Raw genomic sequence first — 16063 nt, forward strand, 5'->3', positions numbered from 1 at the left:
ACGCCGTGGTCCTATTGCGTTTTTATTAGGATAAGAACTTATTGTGAACAGCAGATGAACGGCTTGTTACAAAATCCATTCGCCTCTCGCAATCATCTCTACTTTTCCGCCTACTTTAATGTAAAAAGCTTCTCCATCATAACTAGCTTTTACATACAGCCGTGAAGGTCTTCCTATTTCGTATCCTTGTTCTACACGTATGTCAATAGCTTGCTGATTAAAATAACGGTATTTAACTAAATATGCTGATAAACAGCCGTTGGCGCTGCCGGTTGCTGCATCTTCTGGAACGCCGTAGTAGTCGGCAAAGTCTCGTACGTTTAGCTGATGATCTTGGTGATAGGTTTCCGGCGAAAAGACCATAATCGCTTTCGCTTCTGTATTTTCTATCAGTTTGAAATATTTTTCTTTGTCTACATGTATCTCTTTAGCTGCTTCTAATGATGTTAACGGGACAAGGATGACCGGCAGACCGGTGGATACTTCTTGAACGGGAAAACGCATATCGATATAATCTTCATCAAGGTTTAACACATCCGCAACTTGCTTTTTATCTAACACTTTCCCAAACGTCGGCTGACCTTGTGTCATCCACAGCACATCTTTTTGTTCATCATATGTAACGGGCGTAGGACCTGCTTTATAATGAAGAATAAGTTCCTCTGTATCTTTTTCTTCTAGTTCTTCTCGGATAACATGAGCGGTTCCGAGCGTCGGATGTCCTGCAAACGGTACTTCTTCATTAGGCGTAAAAATCCGCACGTTATATTCTCCTTTTGCAGAAGAAGACGTGATAAACGTCGTTTCAGAAAAATTAATTTCTTTAGCCATTTGCTGCATCTCTTTATCTGAAAGTCTTCCTGCGTCTTTAAAAACAGCGAGCTGATTTCCCGTATATTTTCTCTGTGCAAATACATCAACAATGGAATACTGAATACTTTTCATTTATGTGTTCCTTTCTAAAGCAAATTTTCATGTATAAAATAGGTCATTACGTTTTTCTTTAAAGCCTCATATTGCTCCTTATTGGTATCCATAAACGCTTCTTCCCGACTGGATAAAATGTCTGCATATTGGAGAGACTCAGGAAATTGTTCTTGTGTAAAGTCATAGCGCTGTTCATCAAGCTGATTATAAAAATGCCATCCTTCTTTACACGGAGTTTTTAAAATATATCCTCCTTTAATATCTTGAACGACAAGAGCTGTCACGCCGCACTGTCCCTTAGAAGGATTGTCAGCCGTCCACTTTGTGCTTGAATGAATTGACCACGATTGGTACAGGGCTTTCTTTAAATGATTCATGTTCAAGGAGCTCCTTTTTCTTCAAATCTACCATATTCTTCTTTTTTATGAAAGTTCCCGTTAAAAAACCAACAGCGCAAATATTCTTTTACGTTAAAAATAATTTAAGGAAGAATAGAAAAATACTAGAAATAATGTATAATAATAGAGTCATTTTAGATGATAGATTATAACCAATGAAAGGTGTTTTAAATGGAAGAACAAGCAGTAGATGAACTCATGTCTTTTGAAGAAGAGCATAAAGTAGTTCGAACAAATACGTCCTATTATGATTTGAAGTGGGGAAAAACAGCTAATCCAGCTAAAAACAACACGTGGAACTGGGCAGCCTTTTTTCTGACAAGCGCTTGGTTTGCATACCGAAAAATGTATAAGCACTTTTTTATTTTAACGCTTATTGAGGTAATTTGGTTTTCCCTTTTGTGCTTTGTAGACATACCAGAGTGGTCCGATGCAATTGTGTTCGGCGGTGCTTCACTTATTACAGGGCTATGTGCCAACCGCTGGTATTATAAGCACGTTAAAAACGTGTTAGCTCGAGTCGGAGCTCAGCCGGAGCAGCGGAAAGAAGCTTATCTGCAAATAAAAGGCGGCACTCACATCGGAATTGCTATTGGTTTAAGCATCTTAGCGCTTGTGATTACTTTTGGAGTCGGAGCAGGATTATCATTTTTACCAACAAAAACGAATATTAAAGATGTAGTTCGCTACGGCGACGAAGCAATTACGCTTGAAACGTACAACGATCATCCAAAATGGACCTACATCAAGCAAGAAGGCCGTCATCACGTTGTACAATTTACCGGCTACGATTATACAGAAAAAGAGCATGTGCGCATTGTGTTTAACGTTTATTTGGATAAACAAATTTACGAGTGGGACAAAATTTACATCAACGGCAAAAAGTTAAATAAAAAAGATGCGGAAGACTATGAATACTGGATTGAAGACAGTTCAGCATATTAAAAAGGTCAGCAAAAAAGAAAGGATGAGTGCTTACTCTCCTTTCTTTTTTGTTTTATCTTAAAGCGTCAAAGGCAGCTTAACCGTCACCACTGTCCCGTTCTCATCACTTTCAATCGCAAGCTTACCGTTATGCTCGTTGATGATCGTTTTACAAATAGAAAGCCCTAACCCCATGCCTGTTCCATCTTTTGTTGAGAAAAATGGATTTCCTACTTTATTAATAATGGATAGCGGAATCCCAGAACCGGTATCTTGAATGTCAATAAGAGCCCAATCTTCCCATTCTTTGATAATAAGATTTACTTCCCCGCGTTTCTTTTTCTCCATTGCTTCAATGGCGTTTTTCAAAAGATTCATAAACACTTGTCTCATTTGAGCAGGATCGATTGATACAAGGGGAATGGCTCCTTCTATTCTTACGTTCATTTCGACATTATATAGCGCAGCTTCACTTTTCAAGAAAGCAACGGTATCATGAATAACTTCTACAATCGATACGATTTCTTTTTTAGGCGCTGTTGGCTGCGTGACAAGCAAGAAGTTGTTAATAAGTTCATTCATGCGGTCCAGTTCATCAAGAACAATTTTTTGAAAAGGCTCTGCCTGTTCATTTTCATTAAATAAAAATTGAATAAAGCCACGCACCGACTGCATTGGGTTTCGAATCTCATGCGCTAATCCTGCTGCTAGCTGCCCTACGAGCGCCAGTTTATCAAGCTGCAGAATTTTCTCTTCAATTTTCGGCAAAACAGCCGCTTGATTTTTATAAATAATATGAGACAAAATACCAGCCAGCCGGTTTAACCCTTGAATTTCACTTTCGCTAAACTGATAAGGATCCGGATCGACCGCACATAAGGTACCAAACATTCTCCCGTCTTCTAGCACAATCGGTGTTCCTAAATAAGAACCTACCCGGGCACCATCAATGATGGCTAAATTAGACGTTCTAACATCGCGTTTTGTATTGGGAATAACAAGGGGTTCATCACATGTAACTAAGTTGCATACCGCAAGCTCTAACGGCAGCGTCAGTCCATCCTCTACAAGGCTTCCCCCTTCTTTATTAAAGGCTTTCATAACTGAAAATTGTTCGTCGAAAATCCCTACAAACAGCGTCCTGCTTCCGACTACTTCGCTAGCCATCTGCAATACATCCCAAACGGCTTTTTCATTGATGTTCCTCTCTTCCATTACCTTAGTCACCTACTATTTAAATATAGACTGTTCTATTCTCTTATTCTCATTATAAATTTTAAATGTAAAAACGTATATCAAAATTTTAAGAACTCGTTTATTTCTTCTATTTCATCATTAGGGTTAAGAATAGCCAAGACTTGATGGTCTTCCCATATGCCATTAATATTTACATTTTTTCTAGCAATTCCTTCCCTATGAAAACCTGCTTTTTCTAATACGCGCTGAGAAGGCAAATTACGTGGCATAACGCCGGCTTCAATGCGGTGAAGATGCAGCTCTTCAAACGCATAGTCAACAAGTGCTTTTACGGCTTCTGTTGCGTACCCTTTTCCATTATGATGCTGATCTAGGAAATAGCCGATAAACGCGCTTTGTAAAGATCCGCGCAGCACTTGAAAAAGACTAATGGTGCCAATCAGCTTATTATTCTCTTTTTGAAAAAGACCAAAATAGTATTCTTCATCGTTTTTTCTATTCTCTTCGTGACGCTGAATTTTTTCTACTTGGCTCTCTAACGTATAAAAAGAATGCTCTCGAATCATAGAAAACTGTTCAAAAAAGCCGCGATTGTCCTTTTGCAATCGAAGGCTGTCGTGCGCATCGCTGACAGTTAACGGGCGTAAATAAATAGTATGACTTTCGATCATGTTATGTCTCTCCCTCTTTTACTTCTCACAGAAAGTTATGTAAAAAGAATGCTTCATTAACATTTCCATTTTCTCACATAGTAAGCGTTTCTTACTGTAATGTAAAGAACAAAAAGCACGATTCTAACATCTTTTCTTTATCTCTTTCTGCCGCTATTTTTTATTTCTTCCCTATGTAAAAATCAAAAACCACCTGGAAACTCACCAGATGGTTTTTGATATTAAGTGGGGTACACGCTCTGATTAACTGTGGATGGATATAAAGCCTTACGTTCCAAAACAGATTTCTTTATAGAAAAGAATGATGTGAAAAATATTTCTTCTGAGATTTTTCTTTTATTTACGTTTAACAGCAGCCGCCGAAGCCATAGCCGTAACCGCCAAAGCCACCATAAGGATAACCACCGTAACCGTAGCCGCCAAAGCCATATGGTGATAACAGTGAACCTGCTACTAGCCCTCCTGCTAACCCTCCTAAAAATGGACCTCCAAAGCCAAAGCCGAACGGTCTGCCAAAGCCATAGCCAAACGGGCGTCCGAAACCAAACGGTCTGCCAAAGCCAAACGGTCTGCCAATAAACCTTTCATCTGCTTGTTGAAGTTGATGATGATCTTGAGAATACATAGTAGGAAAAAAATGCATTTCTGAATTCATAAGAGAAACCTCCGTTTTTTGTTTTTGCTTTCACCCATGAATATGCATTTACCTATCCGCTGTCTTGGGCAAATATCTTGGTTATGCTGAAAATAAGGGAAAAGAATTACGAAAAAAAGAAAATTACTAGGTTTATATGAAAATGAGCTTGATTTCTCTTTAGTACCTAATACATACAAAAAGAAGCGGACCCTGACTTAGAATGGTATAGGGAAAGTACTAACGTGTTTATTTCATAGTAAAAAATAAGAAGCCGAAGAAAAAATTCTTCGGCTTCTCCTTCATTATGTACGCAGGCTAAGGAGGAAGTGGTATTAGCCTGCTTTGTTATAACATGGGGGCTCATATATGAGATCTTGGGATGATTCATCCTATGTAGAAAGCGAAAAAAAGTACCGTGTCCATCTTATTTTCTTATCTTTTTTTATTTTCATTGAAATCGTTGGATATTTTTGGAGCATTTTTGCATTTCAGGCATATGTTAAAAATGTACTCAGAACTTGGAGGTGAAATATATGGGCTTCTATGGTGGCTGTGGTTATGGCGGTTACGGTTACGGCGGTGGCGGCTGCGGATTTGGCAGTGGCTTTGCTTTAATCATCGTATTATTCATTTTATTAATCATCATCGGCTGTGCTTGCTGGGGAGGATTTGGCGGTTGCTAATCATTAGAAATAATGATGAACAGCTTCATTTCTGCTAATTTTTTTACCAAAAGCTAGCTTTCCACTTTATTATGAAAAAGCAGTGTCCACATAATGGGCACTGTTTTTAAATGTGCTTATCAACCAGGTCATAATAAGGCTAACTATTATAAAAAAAATAGATCTTTTTAATCTGCCGTTTCTTGTCTGCTTCTTCCCATCACCTTATTTTTCTTGTTCATACTTCCTTTTCTTCTACATATTAATAGATAAAAAGATTAATTAAAAAGAGAGTCACTCTGCAACTCTCTTCCTGCTCTATGTAGGTGCTAAACATTAAACAAACGTTTTTTTCAAGACAACGCGCTGATCATTGACACTATAGCCGTTTCTTTCATAAAAAGCCTGTGCAGCTCCTCCAGTCGCCGTCAAGAGATACAAGCTGTTAATCTCGTGTTTTTGAAGTTCGTTCTCAAACCGGCTTAAGATAGCTGAACCGTACCCTTTTCCCTGCGCGCTTGCGCTGACGCAAAGCTCGGCCACGTAAAAGGTCATACTACTGTATGATTTTTTCGCGTGACCTGCAATCATTCCAATCAACTCTCCTTGGTCATAAAATAAATAGCCCATAAATTTAGGTGTGTTCAGTAAATCAGTCAGCCTTTCTCTAGCAGATTTCTCTGTCCACGGCTCATTCCAAGGTGTTTTTGTAAATACATTCATATACAAGTTAATGCACTGCTGCATATTCTCTGCAGTGAGAGGTACTACTTTTTCGATCATTTTTACGCTTCCTTTTTTGTTTAGTTTGAAGGCTTGTTAACAATTCGCTCGTACATTTCCGGCAGGTGCTTAATTTTATAATCAATCGTCTCAAGCTTGTGATGGATTTCTTCGATTTCTTTTTGTACCGCTTTTTTATGATCCATCAGCATTTGCAGGCTTTTATCAAGCACGGCATTTTCAAGCGTACAGTTTTCAATAAGCGTCCGAATGTCCTTGATTTGCATACCTGTGCTTTTTAAACAGCAGATTAAATCAATCCATTCAATATCTTGTTCTTTAAAAATACGATTCCCTGACGCTGTACGATCTAAAAATGGAAAAAGCCCTTCTTTATCATAATAGCGAATGGTATAAATTGTCACGTTCAATTTTTTTGCCACTTGTGAAATGGTATACGTCATACTGCTTCCTCCTACACCTTAAACTTCTCAGAAAAACATGATGAGTTTGTCTTGACCTCTAGTTATCTCGAGGATTTATTCTTTTATAGTCTTCTTCATTGAGCTCTTTATGCTGCAGACTTTTTGTACAAGCAGCAAGCAACATATATTTAAACCTGAAAGGATGAATACGATGAATACGATGAATACTGCTCACATGATGCTTACCATTGTAATTGGCGGTTTTATTGCCTTTTTGTTAGGTCTTGGCGTCACAAAAATAATTGAGCTGCTGCTAAATCTTTTTCTAGCTTAACCAGTAGTTACTTATCGTAAAACGCAGGTAACTCCGTTCCATATCCGAACGGAGTTACCTGCTTTATTTTAAGAACTGCAGCGCTTAAGGCACCATGTTGCCAGCGGCTTTATAAATATCGTACCACTCTTCGCGCGTTAACTTGATTTCTGAACCTTTACTTGCATCTTTCATACGCTGAATATTTGTAGTACCAAGCACCACTTGAATATTTGCAGGATGAGTTGTAATCCACGCAACGGCAATCGCTGTATTCGTCACGCTATACTTACTTGCGATGCGATCAATCACTTCGTTTAGCTTTCCAAATTTCTCTTTGTCGCCTAAGAAAGGTCCTTCGAAAAATCCATTTTGGAATGGCGACCACGCTTGAAGCGTTATATCATTTAAACGGCAATATTCAAGCACGCTGCTGTCGCGGTTCACAGCTTGGTCGAAGCCCATATTTAAAGAAATACCGGAGTCTATAATTGGCGTATGTGCAATGCTGAACTGCACTTGGTTTACGACAAGCTTTTGGTTGATATATTTTTCAAGCAGCTGAATTTGCGCTGGGTTGTGGTTCGACACACCGAAGTGACGTACCTTTCCGCTGCTTTGAAGCTCATTAAACGCTTCTGCTACTTCTTCAGGATCCATTAGCGGATCTGGGCGATGAAGTAATAAAAGATCTAAGTAATCTGTTTTTAAGCGCTCTAAGCTGCCGTTAACAGAGTCTATGATATGCTTCTTTGAAAAGTCATAGTAATTTTTCGCTGCGTTAATGCCGCATTTACTTTGAATCACCATTTTCTCACGAAGACTTGAATTCATTTGTATAGCGTTTGCAAAATACTCTTCGCATTGTCCCACATAATCAGGACCGTAAATATCAGCATGGTCAAAAAAGTTAATTTCTTCTTCCATCGCTGTGCGGATTAGCTTCTCTGCTTCTTGTAAAGAAAGCTCTGTTAAACGCATATTTCCCATAATCAAATTTGATACGTGTAAGTCAGTATTAGCAATTGTATGATACTTCATATAAAGCCCCTCCTTGAAATGATACTACTACAAGATAAACCATAGAGTTAACTCTAGGTCAAGCAGAAAGAATAAAAGTTTTTATAAGCAGCGACGGTAAAACACCCTATCTTTTTTGGTAAAAAGATGAAATACTAGGTTGTGGTGTGATAAAAGTCACTGCCGCTCTGCATTTCATTTAGTAGTATATGTTACGTTCTTTTATTCCTTTTTATCGAAGCTTATTTCATAGCAATACATCAATTTACCAGGCAAAGGAGCTTATCAATCACTATGCAGAAAACGAAAGCAAAACGATTTGAAATACAGTATTCCGTTCTAAAAGATGAAGCCAAAATCAAAGGAACTTTTGTGATAGAATCTGCTAAAAACCGAGATGACGCATCAAGACTTGCTAAATTAAATGTCTCTACAAAAGAAAGAGTGTTTATTCAATATGTAAAGATTTTAAAAGTCAAACGAGTTTCTACAGATTCGGCGGAAAAGTGACATTGGTTTGCTTCTTCTTTTAGCAAGCCCCTATTTATGCTGAAAGTGTCGTCTTAGAAGATGCTTGTTTCGTTCGTGTGAGTAATAAAACTAATCCAATAATACAAGCTGTGCCTATCCATTGATAAAAACCAAAAGGCTCTTTCAGCCAAACAACGGTTGTAATAACAGCAGCTAAAGGCTCTAAACTTCCAAGCAAACTCGTTTCTTTAGGTAAAAGACTTTGCAGGCTTTCTACATAAAACCAAAAAGCAAGCATCGTGCCAAAAATAATGACAAATAAAATATATCCCCAGGTTATTGGTGATAAGCTTGACGCTTCCCAAGGAGGATGAATAAAGCTCATTACGCTTCCCCCAATTACCATTGACCAGCCAACGATGACAAGCGAACTGTACTTTTTGATTAGCGGCACGGCATACAGCGTATAAAATGCTGCTGCTACACCTGACAGCACTCCCCAAACAACGGCAGATACAGGAACAGACAGCTGAGAAATAGAGCCGTTTGTTAATAAAAAAAAGCAGCCCCCCAGTGCCAGCAAAACAGTGATGACGTCTTGTCGCGTAAATATAGACTGCTTGCGCAAAAGCAAATAAATGATAATCATCACCGGTGATAAATACTGCAGCAGCGTAGCTACTGCTGCATTTCCATGCTTAATAGAAGCCATATACGTATACTGAACGGCGAGCATACCAAATATGGCAAAAACGACGAGCTGAAGAGCTGCCTTTTGGTTCTTCCATACTCCAAATACGTGAGAATGATTATTTTTTATACATGAAATCATTAGCAGCAAAAAACCCGCAATGAGCAGCCGTACTGAAACAAGCCAGTCTACACTGATTTCAAATTCTTGAAAAAGCTTTTGAGCAACCGTCCCTCCCATCCCCCAACATATAGCTCCAGTTGTTACAAAGAAGAACCCTTTTTTCCGGCTGAGATCGTTCATCTTCCATCCCTCACTTTTATTATAAGAATAGTGTTATAATAAGTGAAAAACGGGGCAGAAAATACGCATATTGCATTAAAAAATATAAATATATTGAGGTGACCATGTATGCCAGCAGCCCATTTTAAAATTGATGAAAACTTAAAAGAGCTAACGACCCATCGCACCGTTGAGCTGCCAGTAGCATGTTATCAAACGACGATCAGTGATCACATAAACGGCTACATCCCTCTTCACTGGCATGATGAGCTTCAATTTGTATTGGTTATAAAAGGTGATGCGTCTTTTCAAATAAATGAAAAAACAGTGACTGTAAAACAAGGCTACGGACTGTTTATTAACAGCGGATGTCTTCATATGACTGAAGATATAAACAAATCCGGCTGCGTGTACATTTGTTTAAATGTTTCTCCTCATTTTCTTGTGCCGCAAGAGCTTTTTACAAATTACGTTTATCCCTACATTCATGCAACGAATCTATCACATTTATTCATCAGTCCAAAGCAAGCCTGGGGAAACAACGTGTTAGAGTCTATACATAAGATACACACATGGATTCATAAGCAGCCGCACCACTATGAAATAGAGATTGCCTCTGAACTCAGCATACTTTGGAAAAATTTAATTCTTAACGGTTTGCAGCTGAAATACAATGAAAAAGAAATGATCAAAAATCAGCGGATGAAGCAAATGCTCAATTGGATTCATTTGCACTTTGCTGAAAAGATTACGCTTGATGATATTGCCAAAGCCGGACAATTGAGCCGTTCTGAATGCTGTCGATATTTTAAGAAAATGTTAAAAAAATCGCCTTTGACCTATGTATTAAACTATCGAATTCAACAAAGCTTAGTTATGCTGCAGCAAGCAGAAGCAAATGTGACGTACGTCGCTTATCAAGTAGGGTTTAATAGTACAAGCTATTTTATTAATCAGTTTCGAAAAGAAATGAAGATGACTCCCCTCATGTATCGAAAAAAGAAGCTGCACATGTCTTCACATCACTAAAAAACGGCAGGGCAATCACCCCGCCGTTTTTTATGAACTCTTTTTACTCGTTGATTTTGCATCAGAAATCTTTCCTAAGAAAAACCCGTCTACTTCTGCTATTTTCCCTCTCCAAAAGATCTTTCCTTTAGAAGGAGTAGATTTACTGTCTCCACAGTAAATCTTTGTATTTTTTAAATGAATAAAATGGGCTTCTGCTTCTCCGTTTGATTCGCTCGCTTCGCTTGCTAAAGAGAATTGTTCGCTTAGCGCCTGAGCCACTTCACTGCCTTCTTCAAACGTTTCGCTTAAGTAATCAAAGTATTCTTTTGCTGAAATCATGGTACCGGAAATCACAGCGCCGTTTACATTTAATGAAATATCAAGTGAAAAGCCGTGTTTATTAGAAGCTTTCACAAAGTATTCAAGCGTACTGTCTTTAGTTGAAAAAGAAGGGCCTGTACTCATGTCTTTCTTTCCTCCTTTACGTCTTAGGCTGTTGTATCGTCTTCACTAGAAAGAGATGTTGCTTCATCATCTTCTTCGTCTGTGTTTTTCTTTGCTTTTGTATTTTTTGATTTTTTAGCTGTTGACTTTTTTGGTTTCGCTTCCTTTTTTTCTTCTTCGCTTTCATCTTCGTCTTCTTCTTCTGATTTTACTTTTTTATTTTTTTTGTTTGAGCGAGGATCTTCCTCTTCTTCCTCGCTGTCTTCGTCACTTTCACTTTCTTCTTCCTCTTCTTGCTCAGCTTCTTTTTTATCCTTTTTACGAGGCTTAGATGTTTCTTCTTCGTTTTCGTCGTCCTGCTCGTTTTCTTCGTTTTCATCGTTCTCTTCTTCGTCGGAATCTGTATCTTCCGCTTCTTCATCTTGATTTTTATTGAGGCTAAGCTCAACAAGCATGTTCATTTTTTCTTCAAGCTGTGATAAGCGATCTTGAAGAGTTTGATTTTCTTCTTTTAACTCGTCGTACTCTTGAACGTTATCGTCTTCTGTTTCGCTACTAGAAGAATTTACGTTTTCTTCATCATCTTTTGATTTATCTTTATCTTTATCTTTATCTTTTTTAAACAAGCTTCCCGCAGATGTTTTCAGGCTGGCCACACTGCTTTTTGATTTTTCTTTTACCTTTGTTCCTAAATCAGATGCTTTGCTTTTTAATTCGTCTGTATCAATGCGGTCAAGGAGACTTTTTCGATTTTCAGGAGTCGATACATATCCAATCGTTGCACCGATGATGCCTCCTGCTACCGCTCGTTTGATTGGCCCGCTGCTTGTTGTTTTGCTTGCTTTTGAACCGTTCTTTTCTTTTGAACCGTTTTCCGTATTTTTATTTTCCTTGTTTTCTGCCTGTGTGTTATCTAATTTTGTTTCAGTTGCCATTGTAAATCCCTCCATTTTTTAAGTAGCGTACAGTTTTTAACGTTTCGTTTCTATTTTTTCTTCAAGCGTTTTTAACCGCTCATGCAGCATTTTATTTTCTTCTTCGAGCGCTTTGTTATTGGCTCCTTTTGAACTGAGATAGGGATCATTTTCCCACCAGTCCATGCCGATTTCTTTTGCTTTATCAACCGAAGCCACAATCAAGCGGATCTTTATCGTTAATAGCTCGACATCTGCAATTCCTACGGTGATGTCCCCCGCTATGACGACTCCTTTATCCAAAATCTTTTCGAGCACATCTACAATCGTACTTGACTGCATATTATGTTCGACTGCCATACTGTTCCTCCTACTGACCGCTTAAAGCAGGCTGCCTAGCGGTCCAAGATCAATATTTAAATCTTCTGCATCCAGACCGAACACCTCTTTCAACTCGTCCATTTTTTCTTCTAAGTTCATTAGTGCAATTCCTAAGTTTTCAATTTGTTCGTCCGTCAACGTTCCACCCTCCACCCGCCTCATGGCATGACGTTCAACGATTTGCCTCAATAGCTCAATAACTGTCATCACAAGCTGCGCTAAGCCTTGTTCAGCTTGATCAGGATCCAAGTGGATTCGTCCATTTGCTTGGCTGACCGGTTGCATCCATTAATTCCTCCTTTTGTTTATCAAATTGTTCAGAAGTGATTGGTTTGCGATTTCCTTCTTTTGCTTGAACCAGGGTTTCAACCGAAGAAATAAGCACCCGCAAATCCAAATACACTAAATCGACGCCGGCTATGGAAATGATTAAGTCTCCTTTAATGGCGACTCCTTTATCTAAAATGACATCTAAAATATCAATAAGAGCAATATCTTTATTCTCCATGGATTGTTTAAGAGACATAATGTTAATTCCTCACTTTACGCAAAGCTCGAGAAATGATAGGGCGGCCATGGTCCCGTCACTTCAAATTTCCAGCCTTTATTTTCAAGCTTTTGCTGAAGCTCTTCTATTTCGGTTACAAACTTAGTGATCTGCAGAGACGGGAGAAGAAACACGCTGTTCCACGCCATCTGTTCAGCTGCGCCCGTTACGTCCTTGCTCCAATTCTTTTTAACAGAGTCATAAAGCGATAACTCTTTAAGCTTGTCATGTATCTCTTCACACACTTTATTTTTGTGAAGTTCTAATTCTCTTTCAATCAGCTGATCTATTTTTTTCTTTTCAAAAAACTGTCTTCCTGGTGATAAGTGACTAATTTCTTCTTTTTTCGCTTTCACGCTTTCATTCGTTTCGCTGATTCCTTTTTTAAGCTCCGTATCATCACAGTAAATCTTCACGTTCCACTCTTCATTTCCTTGAAGCAGCGTCAGTGAATTCTCTATCTTTTCTTTGTTAATCTCAATAGCTGCCTGCAGACTTTCTTCACCTTTATAAATGGTACAAAATTTTAATGGAATAATCGTAAATTCTTCGTACAAAGCGGCTACCGTCTCGTGATGATGAAAAGCTTTTTCCTGCAGCCAGCTCATATCCTGCTCCATTTTTTCTCGAATCACTTCTTCTGAATAGGTGTCAGCATCCAGTTTAGAAACTACAGCCGTCACCTGATCAAACGCAATTGGGTACAGTGAATGTTCTCCGTCAAACCCTTTATAAGATGGAAACGGCTCTATGGCTGCTGCTTCTTTTGTTGGAATTAAACCGTATAAATACAGTAATTCTCCCATCTAGTCTTCCTCATTTCTTTTTTTTGTTAGCTCTTCCCATTGTTCAATTTCTCTGCGCTTCGCGATTTCGTACCTCATTAACAATTCATCTTCTTTTTCTTGAAACGCTTCTTCGGGAATTTCACCAAGCTCAAACATCATTTGAAGCTGAATGAGTTTTTGCTGAATCGTCGGAAGGTCATATAGCTGTTTATCAGCTTCTTCCTGTACTTTTTCGCCGATTTTCACTACAAGGTTAATAGGGGCGGTTACTAATTTGTGAAGCACGTTATTTCTCTTCTACTTTTAGGCGAATGTTCACAAAATTATAAGCAGGCCATGGACCGCTGTAATGAAAATCGGCTTTGTCTTTCCAGTTTTCATGCGCTTCATTCACTTTTTCATCAAACTTCGCTTCATCTTCTCGGTTAATTAAGAAAGATGCGTTTAAAAGCATCGTTTCGCCCGTTGGCTCATTTGCTTTTGCTGCTTCCGCTGCTTCTTCAAGCGGTGAAAACACATCTGTCTTGACTTCTTTTTGAAGGGAAGTAAACATCTTTTGAGCCATTCCCCCAAGTTGAATACGCTCATAATAACCGGCTGCTTCTGATTTTCCTTTTACGGAGGCTGATACTTTTTCAAGTTCAGGATTTTCATTTACTTTTTTCTCAAGCCATTCTTTTTTCCCAATTACTTTTAAACCGACTTCAATTTTTCCTTTGATCGCTGGAAACAGCTTTTCAAACTGCGGATAAAGGTTTTCCAAAAGAACTTTTACATCTTCTTTGGATTTGAATACATTCCCAAAGCTGATTGGAATAACCGTATCGTTCTTGTCCATAATCGCTGCTACTGCGTTTTGATGCATTAATAAATTTTGGCGATTAGGATGATAAATTTTCATCGGTACTTCAGCTGCTACCATAGCTGCGTCTTTGTAGCGAATCAAAAATGTTTCAGCTTTTGTTCCTTCTACTTCCACGGCGCCAAATTCTTCGTCTTTATCCGTTTGAATGGCGCTAAAAATATAAATACCTGTTTCGTTTGTTTCACTCATGTTTTCAAGCTCCTTTACTTTTCTTCCGTGTCTATATTCTTACATTCTTCTAAAATGATTTTTTCGGCTTTGCTTTTTGCATTTTCTTCATCCAAACATTTGGTAAGCGGATGATGCAAAATATCGATACATAACGTTTGAAAATCTTCGTCATTTCCATCGATAGCAATGTCTTGCTGCGTGGCGAGAGTAGCGATCATAAGCGAAGCCCGAAGGCTAAGTCCGCTGCTGTTTTCGTCTCCAGAGCGGTTTCGCACGTTTGCTACAAGCGTTACAATTGTGCGCGCTTCGTCTTCTTCTACGTCCGTTTTCTCCGTTAAAATCGCTGTCTCTCTGTCGATGTCTTTATAATCAATAAACATGGTAATTAACCTGTCAAGAAGCGCATCTTGCGTATCATATACGCCGGCATACTCAGCTGGATTGCTTGTGAAGATGACGCGAAAATCGGGATGCACGCGCACAAAAGGATCGGTCATTTTCACTCCATAAAGCGGAAGCACGCCTTCTTCTAATATTGATAGAAAGATATTATTCGTTGCAGGCTTAGACCGAGTAAATTCGTCGTAAATCAGCGTATAGCCATTTTTTACAGCTTCAAGCAATCGGCCATCCTGCCAGTTTTCACTCACTTGTTCATCTTTTTTATAGACAGAACGAACATATTGGTCGATTACTTTTTTGCTCGTGTATCCCGTAAAATCCCCAATTAAATCTTTATTGTTGAGCTCGTGATTCCCGTGCATCAGCATTACAGGACGCTTTCTCTTTTTAGCAAGCGCTCGCGCTAAAGAGGTTTTGCCTCCGCCGGCAGGACCTGTAAAATGAATGGAATAGCCGGATTTTAAATAGCTCAGCGCTCTTGAAAGAACCTCTTTTGTCTCGTCATCTTGTATAAAAGCTCCACTGCCTTTTTTCCTTTTGTCTGTTAAGACGGTCATTTTTACGTTCCTCCTGCCATCTTATCGTCTATGCTTCAATGCCAATGGCGCTTCTATATCTGACGTCCAGTCGTTTGAATGAAATGACTTCTTTTTCTTTATTTAAAAAGCACTCGTACGTTCCGAGCATTTCATCTTTGGCGTATTTTTTCATGTATTCTCGTTCTTCAATGACTTCAACAATAACTCTCCAGCCTTCATCTTCAGTAGCTTCCACCGAGGTAATTTTATGAGGAGGAGCTACGTGTTCACCGAAAAAGTCGTTCACGGCTTGCATAATTTTTTTAATTTCCATTTTTAGTAGCCTCCAATAGTTAAATCTAAAAGCTGGAACCACCCTCAAAAAAGGAAGGTTCCATATCACTTCATATTAAATACTAAAACGCGGCTGTCCTTCACTTGAATTTGAACGTTCAGGAAGACCGTTTTCTTCTACGTCGTCACGAAGAAGCCCTACTGCTTCTGCATAGCGTAACCATGTATCAACACTGGCAATAACCACTCGTGCTTCAATCGTTAAAATCTCAATTCCTACAACAGAAACTCTTGCAAAAGCATCAATAACAATCCCTTTATCTAAAATACGGTCAATGACTTCTGCTAAACTTGAACTATTAGTACTTTTTTGAATAGACATATCTC

General features: G+C 38.7%; 25 protein-coding genes. 5 read left to right on the forward strand and 20 right to left on the reverse strand.

The features are described 5' to 3' along the window. Nucleotides 1-66: 66 nt before the first annotated feature. Together AC0KUU_RS19730 and AC0KUU_RS19735 are read right to left on the reverse strand one after the other, a co-directional pair. On the reverse strand, nucleotides 67-945 hold the full coding sequence (locus tag AC0KUU_RS19730) for a PhzF family phenazine biosynthesis protein (RefSeq protein ID WP_322552263.1): 879 nt from the start codon (nucleotides 943-945) through the stop codon (nucleotides 67-69). 14 nt (nucleotides 946-959) lie between these two features. Further along, a complete protein-coding gene (locus AC0KUU_RS19735; RefSeq protein ID WP_043981360.1) occupies nucleotides 960-1304 on the reverse strand; it encodes a YunG family protein in 345 nt (114 codons plus the stop codon). Nucleotides 1305-1496: 192 nt separating this feature from the next. Here AC0KUU_RS19735 and AC0KUU_RS19740 point away from each other — a divergent pair, with 192 nt between their 5' ends. Continuing rightward, the gene (locus AC0KUU_RS19740; RefSeq protein WP_322552264.1) at nucleotides 1497-2270 is read left to right on the forward strand and encodes a DUF2628 domain-containing protein; all 774 of its coding nucleotides are present in this window, start codon (nucleotides 1497-1499) and stop codon (nucleotides 2268-2270) included. Nucleotides 2271-2327: 57 nt separating this feature from the next. Here the strand turns inward: AC0KUU_RS19740 and AC0KUU_RS19745 are convergent, their stop codons facing one another. The 3 genes from AC0KUU_RS19745 to AC0KUU_RS19755 form a co-directional block, all read right to left on the reverse strand. Beyond that, entirely contained in the window at nucleotides 2328-3464 is a 1137-nt protein-coding gene (locus AC0KUU_RS19745; RefSeq protein ID WP_043981358.1) for a GAF domain-containing sensor histidine kinase, read from the reverse strand. 80 nt (nucleotides 3465-3544) lie between these two features. Beyond that, entirely contained in the window at nucleotides 3545-4117 is a 573-nt protein-coding gene (locus AC0KUU_RS19750; protein WP_043981357.1) for a GNAT family N-acetyltransferase, read from the reverse strand. 346 nt (nucleotides 4118-4463) lie between these two features. After that, nucleotides 4464-4772 carry a hypothetical protein gene (locus AC0KUU_RS19755; protein ID WP_237074370.1) on the reverse strand — a complete coding sequence of 103 codons (309 nt, stop codon included), beginning with the start codon at nucleotides 4770-4772 and terminating at the stop codon, nucleotides 4464-4466. Nucleotides 4773-5287: 515 nt separating this feature from the next. On the opposite strand from AC0KUU_RS19755, the gene yjcZ reads away from it, so the two are divergent. Continuing rightward, nucleotides 5288-5437: a sporulation protein YjcZ gene (gene yjcZ / locus AC0KUU_RS19760; protein WP_014459214.1), complete on the forward strand. Its 150-nt coding sequence runs from the start codon at nucleotides 5288-5290 to the stop codon at nucleotides 5435-5437. A 315-nt stretch (nucleotides 5438-5752) separates the two neighbouring features. Here the strand turns inward: yjcZ and AC0KUU_RS19765 are convergent, their stop codons facing one another. Together AC0KUU_RS19765 and AC0KUU_RS19770 are read right to left on the reverse strand one after the other, a co-directional pair. Beyond that, nucleotides 5753-6199 (reverse strand): GNAT family N-acetyltransferase, encoded by a 447-nt coding sequence (locus AC0KUU_RS19765; protein WP_043981356.1) that lies wholly within the window; start codon nucleotides 6197-6199, stop codon nucleotides 5753-5755. 20 nt (nucleotides 6200-6219) lie between these two features. Further along, nucleotides 6220-6603: a MerR family transcriptional regulator gene (locus tag AC0KUU_RS19770; RefSeq protein ID WP_025751010.1), complete on the reverse strand. Its 384-nt coding sequence runs from the start codon at nucleotides 6601-6603 to the stop codon at nucleotides 6220-6222. A gap of 172 nt (nucleotides 6604-6775) precedes the next feature. Between AC0KUU_RS19770 and AC0KUU_RS19775 the strand changes: the two genes are divergently transcribed. Then, nucleotides 6776-6898: a hypothetical protein gene (locus tag AC0KUU_RS19775; protein ID WP_286206801.1), complete on the forward strand. Its 123-nt coding sequence runs from the start codon at nucleotides 6776-6778 to the stop codon at nucleotides 6896-6898. Nucleotides 6899-6982: 84 nt separating this feature from the next. On the opposite strand, the gene AC0KUU_RS19780 is transcribed toward AC0KUU_RS19775, so the two are convergent. Beyond that, nucleotides 6983-7918: an aldo/keto reductase gene (locus AC0KUU_RS19780; protein WP_322552265.1), complete on the reverse strand. Its 936-nt coding sequence runs from the start codon at nucleotides 7916-7918 to the stop codon at nucleotides 6983-6985. 273 nt (nucleotides 7919-8191) lie between these two features. Here AC0KUU_RS19780 and AC0KUU_RS19785 point away from each other — a divergent pair, with 273 nt between their 5' ends. Beyond that, the gene (locus tag AC0KUU_RS19785) at nucleotides 8192-8407 is read left to right on the forward strand and encodes a hypothetical protein (RefSeq protein WP_028409323.1); all 216 of its coding nucleotides are present in this window, start codon (nucleotides 8192-8194) and stop codon (nucleotides 8405-8407) included. Nucleotides 8408-8441: 34 nt separating this feature from the next. Here AC0KUU_RS19785 and AC0KUU_RS19790 read toward each other — a convergent pair whose 3' ends face one another. Further along, nucleotides 8442-9362: an EamA family transporter gene (locus AC0KUU_RS19790; protein WP_043981355.1), complete on the reverse strand. Its 921-nt coding sequence runs from the start codon at nucleotides 9360-9362 to the stop codon at nucleotides 8442-8444. 108 nt (nucleotides 9363-9470) lie between these two features. On the opposite strand from AC0KUU_RS19790, the gene AC0KUU_RS19795 reads away from it, so the two are divergent. Beyond that, nucleotides 9471-10370, forward strand: a complete 900-nt coding sequence (locus tag AC0KUU_RS19795; protein WP_043981354.1) for an AraC family transcriptional regulator — start codon at nucleotides 9471-9473, stop codon at nucleotides 10368-10370. Between the two features lie 30 nt (nucleotides 10371-10400). On the opposite strand, the gene gvpU is transcribed toward AC0KUU_RS19795, so the two are convergent. The 11 genes from gvpU to gvpA form a co-directional block, all read right to left on the reverse strand. Continuing rightward, the gene (gene gvpU, locus AC0KUU_RS19800; protein ID WP_014459206.1) at nucleotides 10401-10817 is read right to left on the reverse strand and encodes a gas vesicle accessory protein GvpU; all 417 of its coding nucleotides are present in this window, start codon (nucleotides 10815-10817) and stop codon (nucleotides 10401-10403) included. A 23-nt stretch (nucleotides 10818-10840) separates the two neighbouring features. Continuing rightward, complete coding sequence (locus tag AC0KUU_RS19805; protein WP_322552266.1) at nucleotides 10841-11731, reverse strand: YtxH domain-containing protein; 891 nt, start codon at nucleotides 11729-11731, stop codon at nucleotides 10841-10843. Nucleotides 11732-11767: 36 nt separating this feature from the next. Further along, complete coding sequence (locus tag AC0KUU_RS19810) at nucleotides 11768-12070, reverse strand: gas vesicle protein (protein ID WP_013057989.1); 303 nt, start codon at nucleotides 12068-12070, stop codon at nucleotides 11768-11770. Nucleotides 12071-12091: 21 nt separating this feature from the next. After that, entirely contained in the window at nucleotides 12092-12376 is a 285-nt protein-coding gene (locus tag AC0KUU_RS19815) for a gas vesicle protein K (protein ID WP_013057990.1), read from the reverse strand. Further along, nucleotides 12330-12617, reverse strand: coding sequence for a gas vesicle protein (locus AC0KUU_RS19820; RefSeq protein ID WP_013057991.1), 288 nt, complete (start codon nucleotides 12615-12617; stop codon nucleotides 12330-12332). Before AC0KUU_RS19820 ends, AC0KUU_RS19815 begins: the two co-directional genes overlap by 47 nt. Nucleotides 12618-12634: 17 nt before the next feature. After that, complete coding sequence (locus tag AC0KUU_RS19825; protein ID WP_322552267.1) at nucleotides 12635-13444, reverse strand: GvpL/GvpF family gas vesicle protein; 810 nt, start codon at nucleotides 13442-13444, stop codon at nucleotides 12635-12637. Beyond that, nucleotides 13445-13711, reverse strand: a complete 267-nt coding sequence (locus AC0KUU_RS19830) for a gas vesicle protein GvpG (RefSeq protein WP_028409328.1) — start codon at nucleotides 13709-13711, stop codon at nucleotides 13445-13447. It abuts the gene before it with no gap. A 1-nt stretch (nucleotide 13712) separates the two neighbouring features. Further along, a complete protein-coding gene (locus AC0KUU_RS19835) occupies nucleotides 13713-14480 on the reverse strand; it encodes a GvpL/GvpF family gas vesicle protein (protein WP_013057994.1) in 768 nt (255 codons plus the stop codon). Between the two features lie 14 nt (nucleotides 14481-14494). Beyond that, nucleotides 14495-15421: a gas vesicle protein GvpN gene (gene gvpN / locus AC0KUU_RS19840; protein ID WP_025751003.1), complete on the reverse strand. Its 927-nt coding sequence runs from the start codon at nucleotides 15419-15421 to the stop codon at nucleotides 14495-14497. A 28-nt stretch (nucleotides 15422-15449) separates the two neighbouring features. Beyond that, the gene (gvpO, locus tag AC0KUU_RS19845) at nucleotides 15450-15716 is read right to left on the reverse strand and encodes a gas vesicle protein GvpO (protein ID WP_013057996.1); all 267 of its coding nucleotides are present in this window, start codon (nucleotides 15714-15716) and stop codon (nucleotides 15450-15452) included. Between the two features lie 75 nt (nucleotides 15717-15791). Next, nucleotides 15792-16058, reverse strand: coding sequence for a gas vesicle structural protein GvpA (gvpA, locus tag AC0KUU_RS19850; RefSeq protein WP_013057997.1), 267 nt, complete (start codon nucleotides 16056-16058; stop codon nucleotides 15792-15794). Nucleotides 16059-16063 lie beyond the last annotated feature (5 nt).

The sequence above is a fragment of the Priestia sp. ST2 genome (assembly GCF_055810735.1).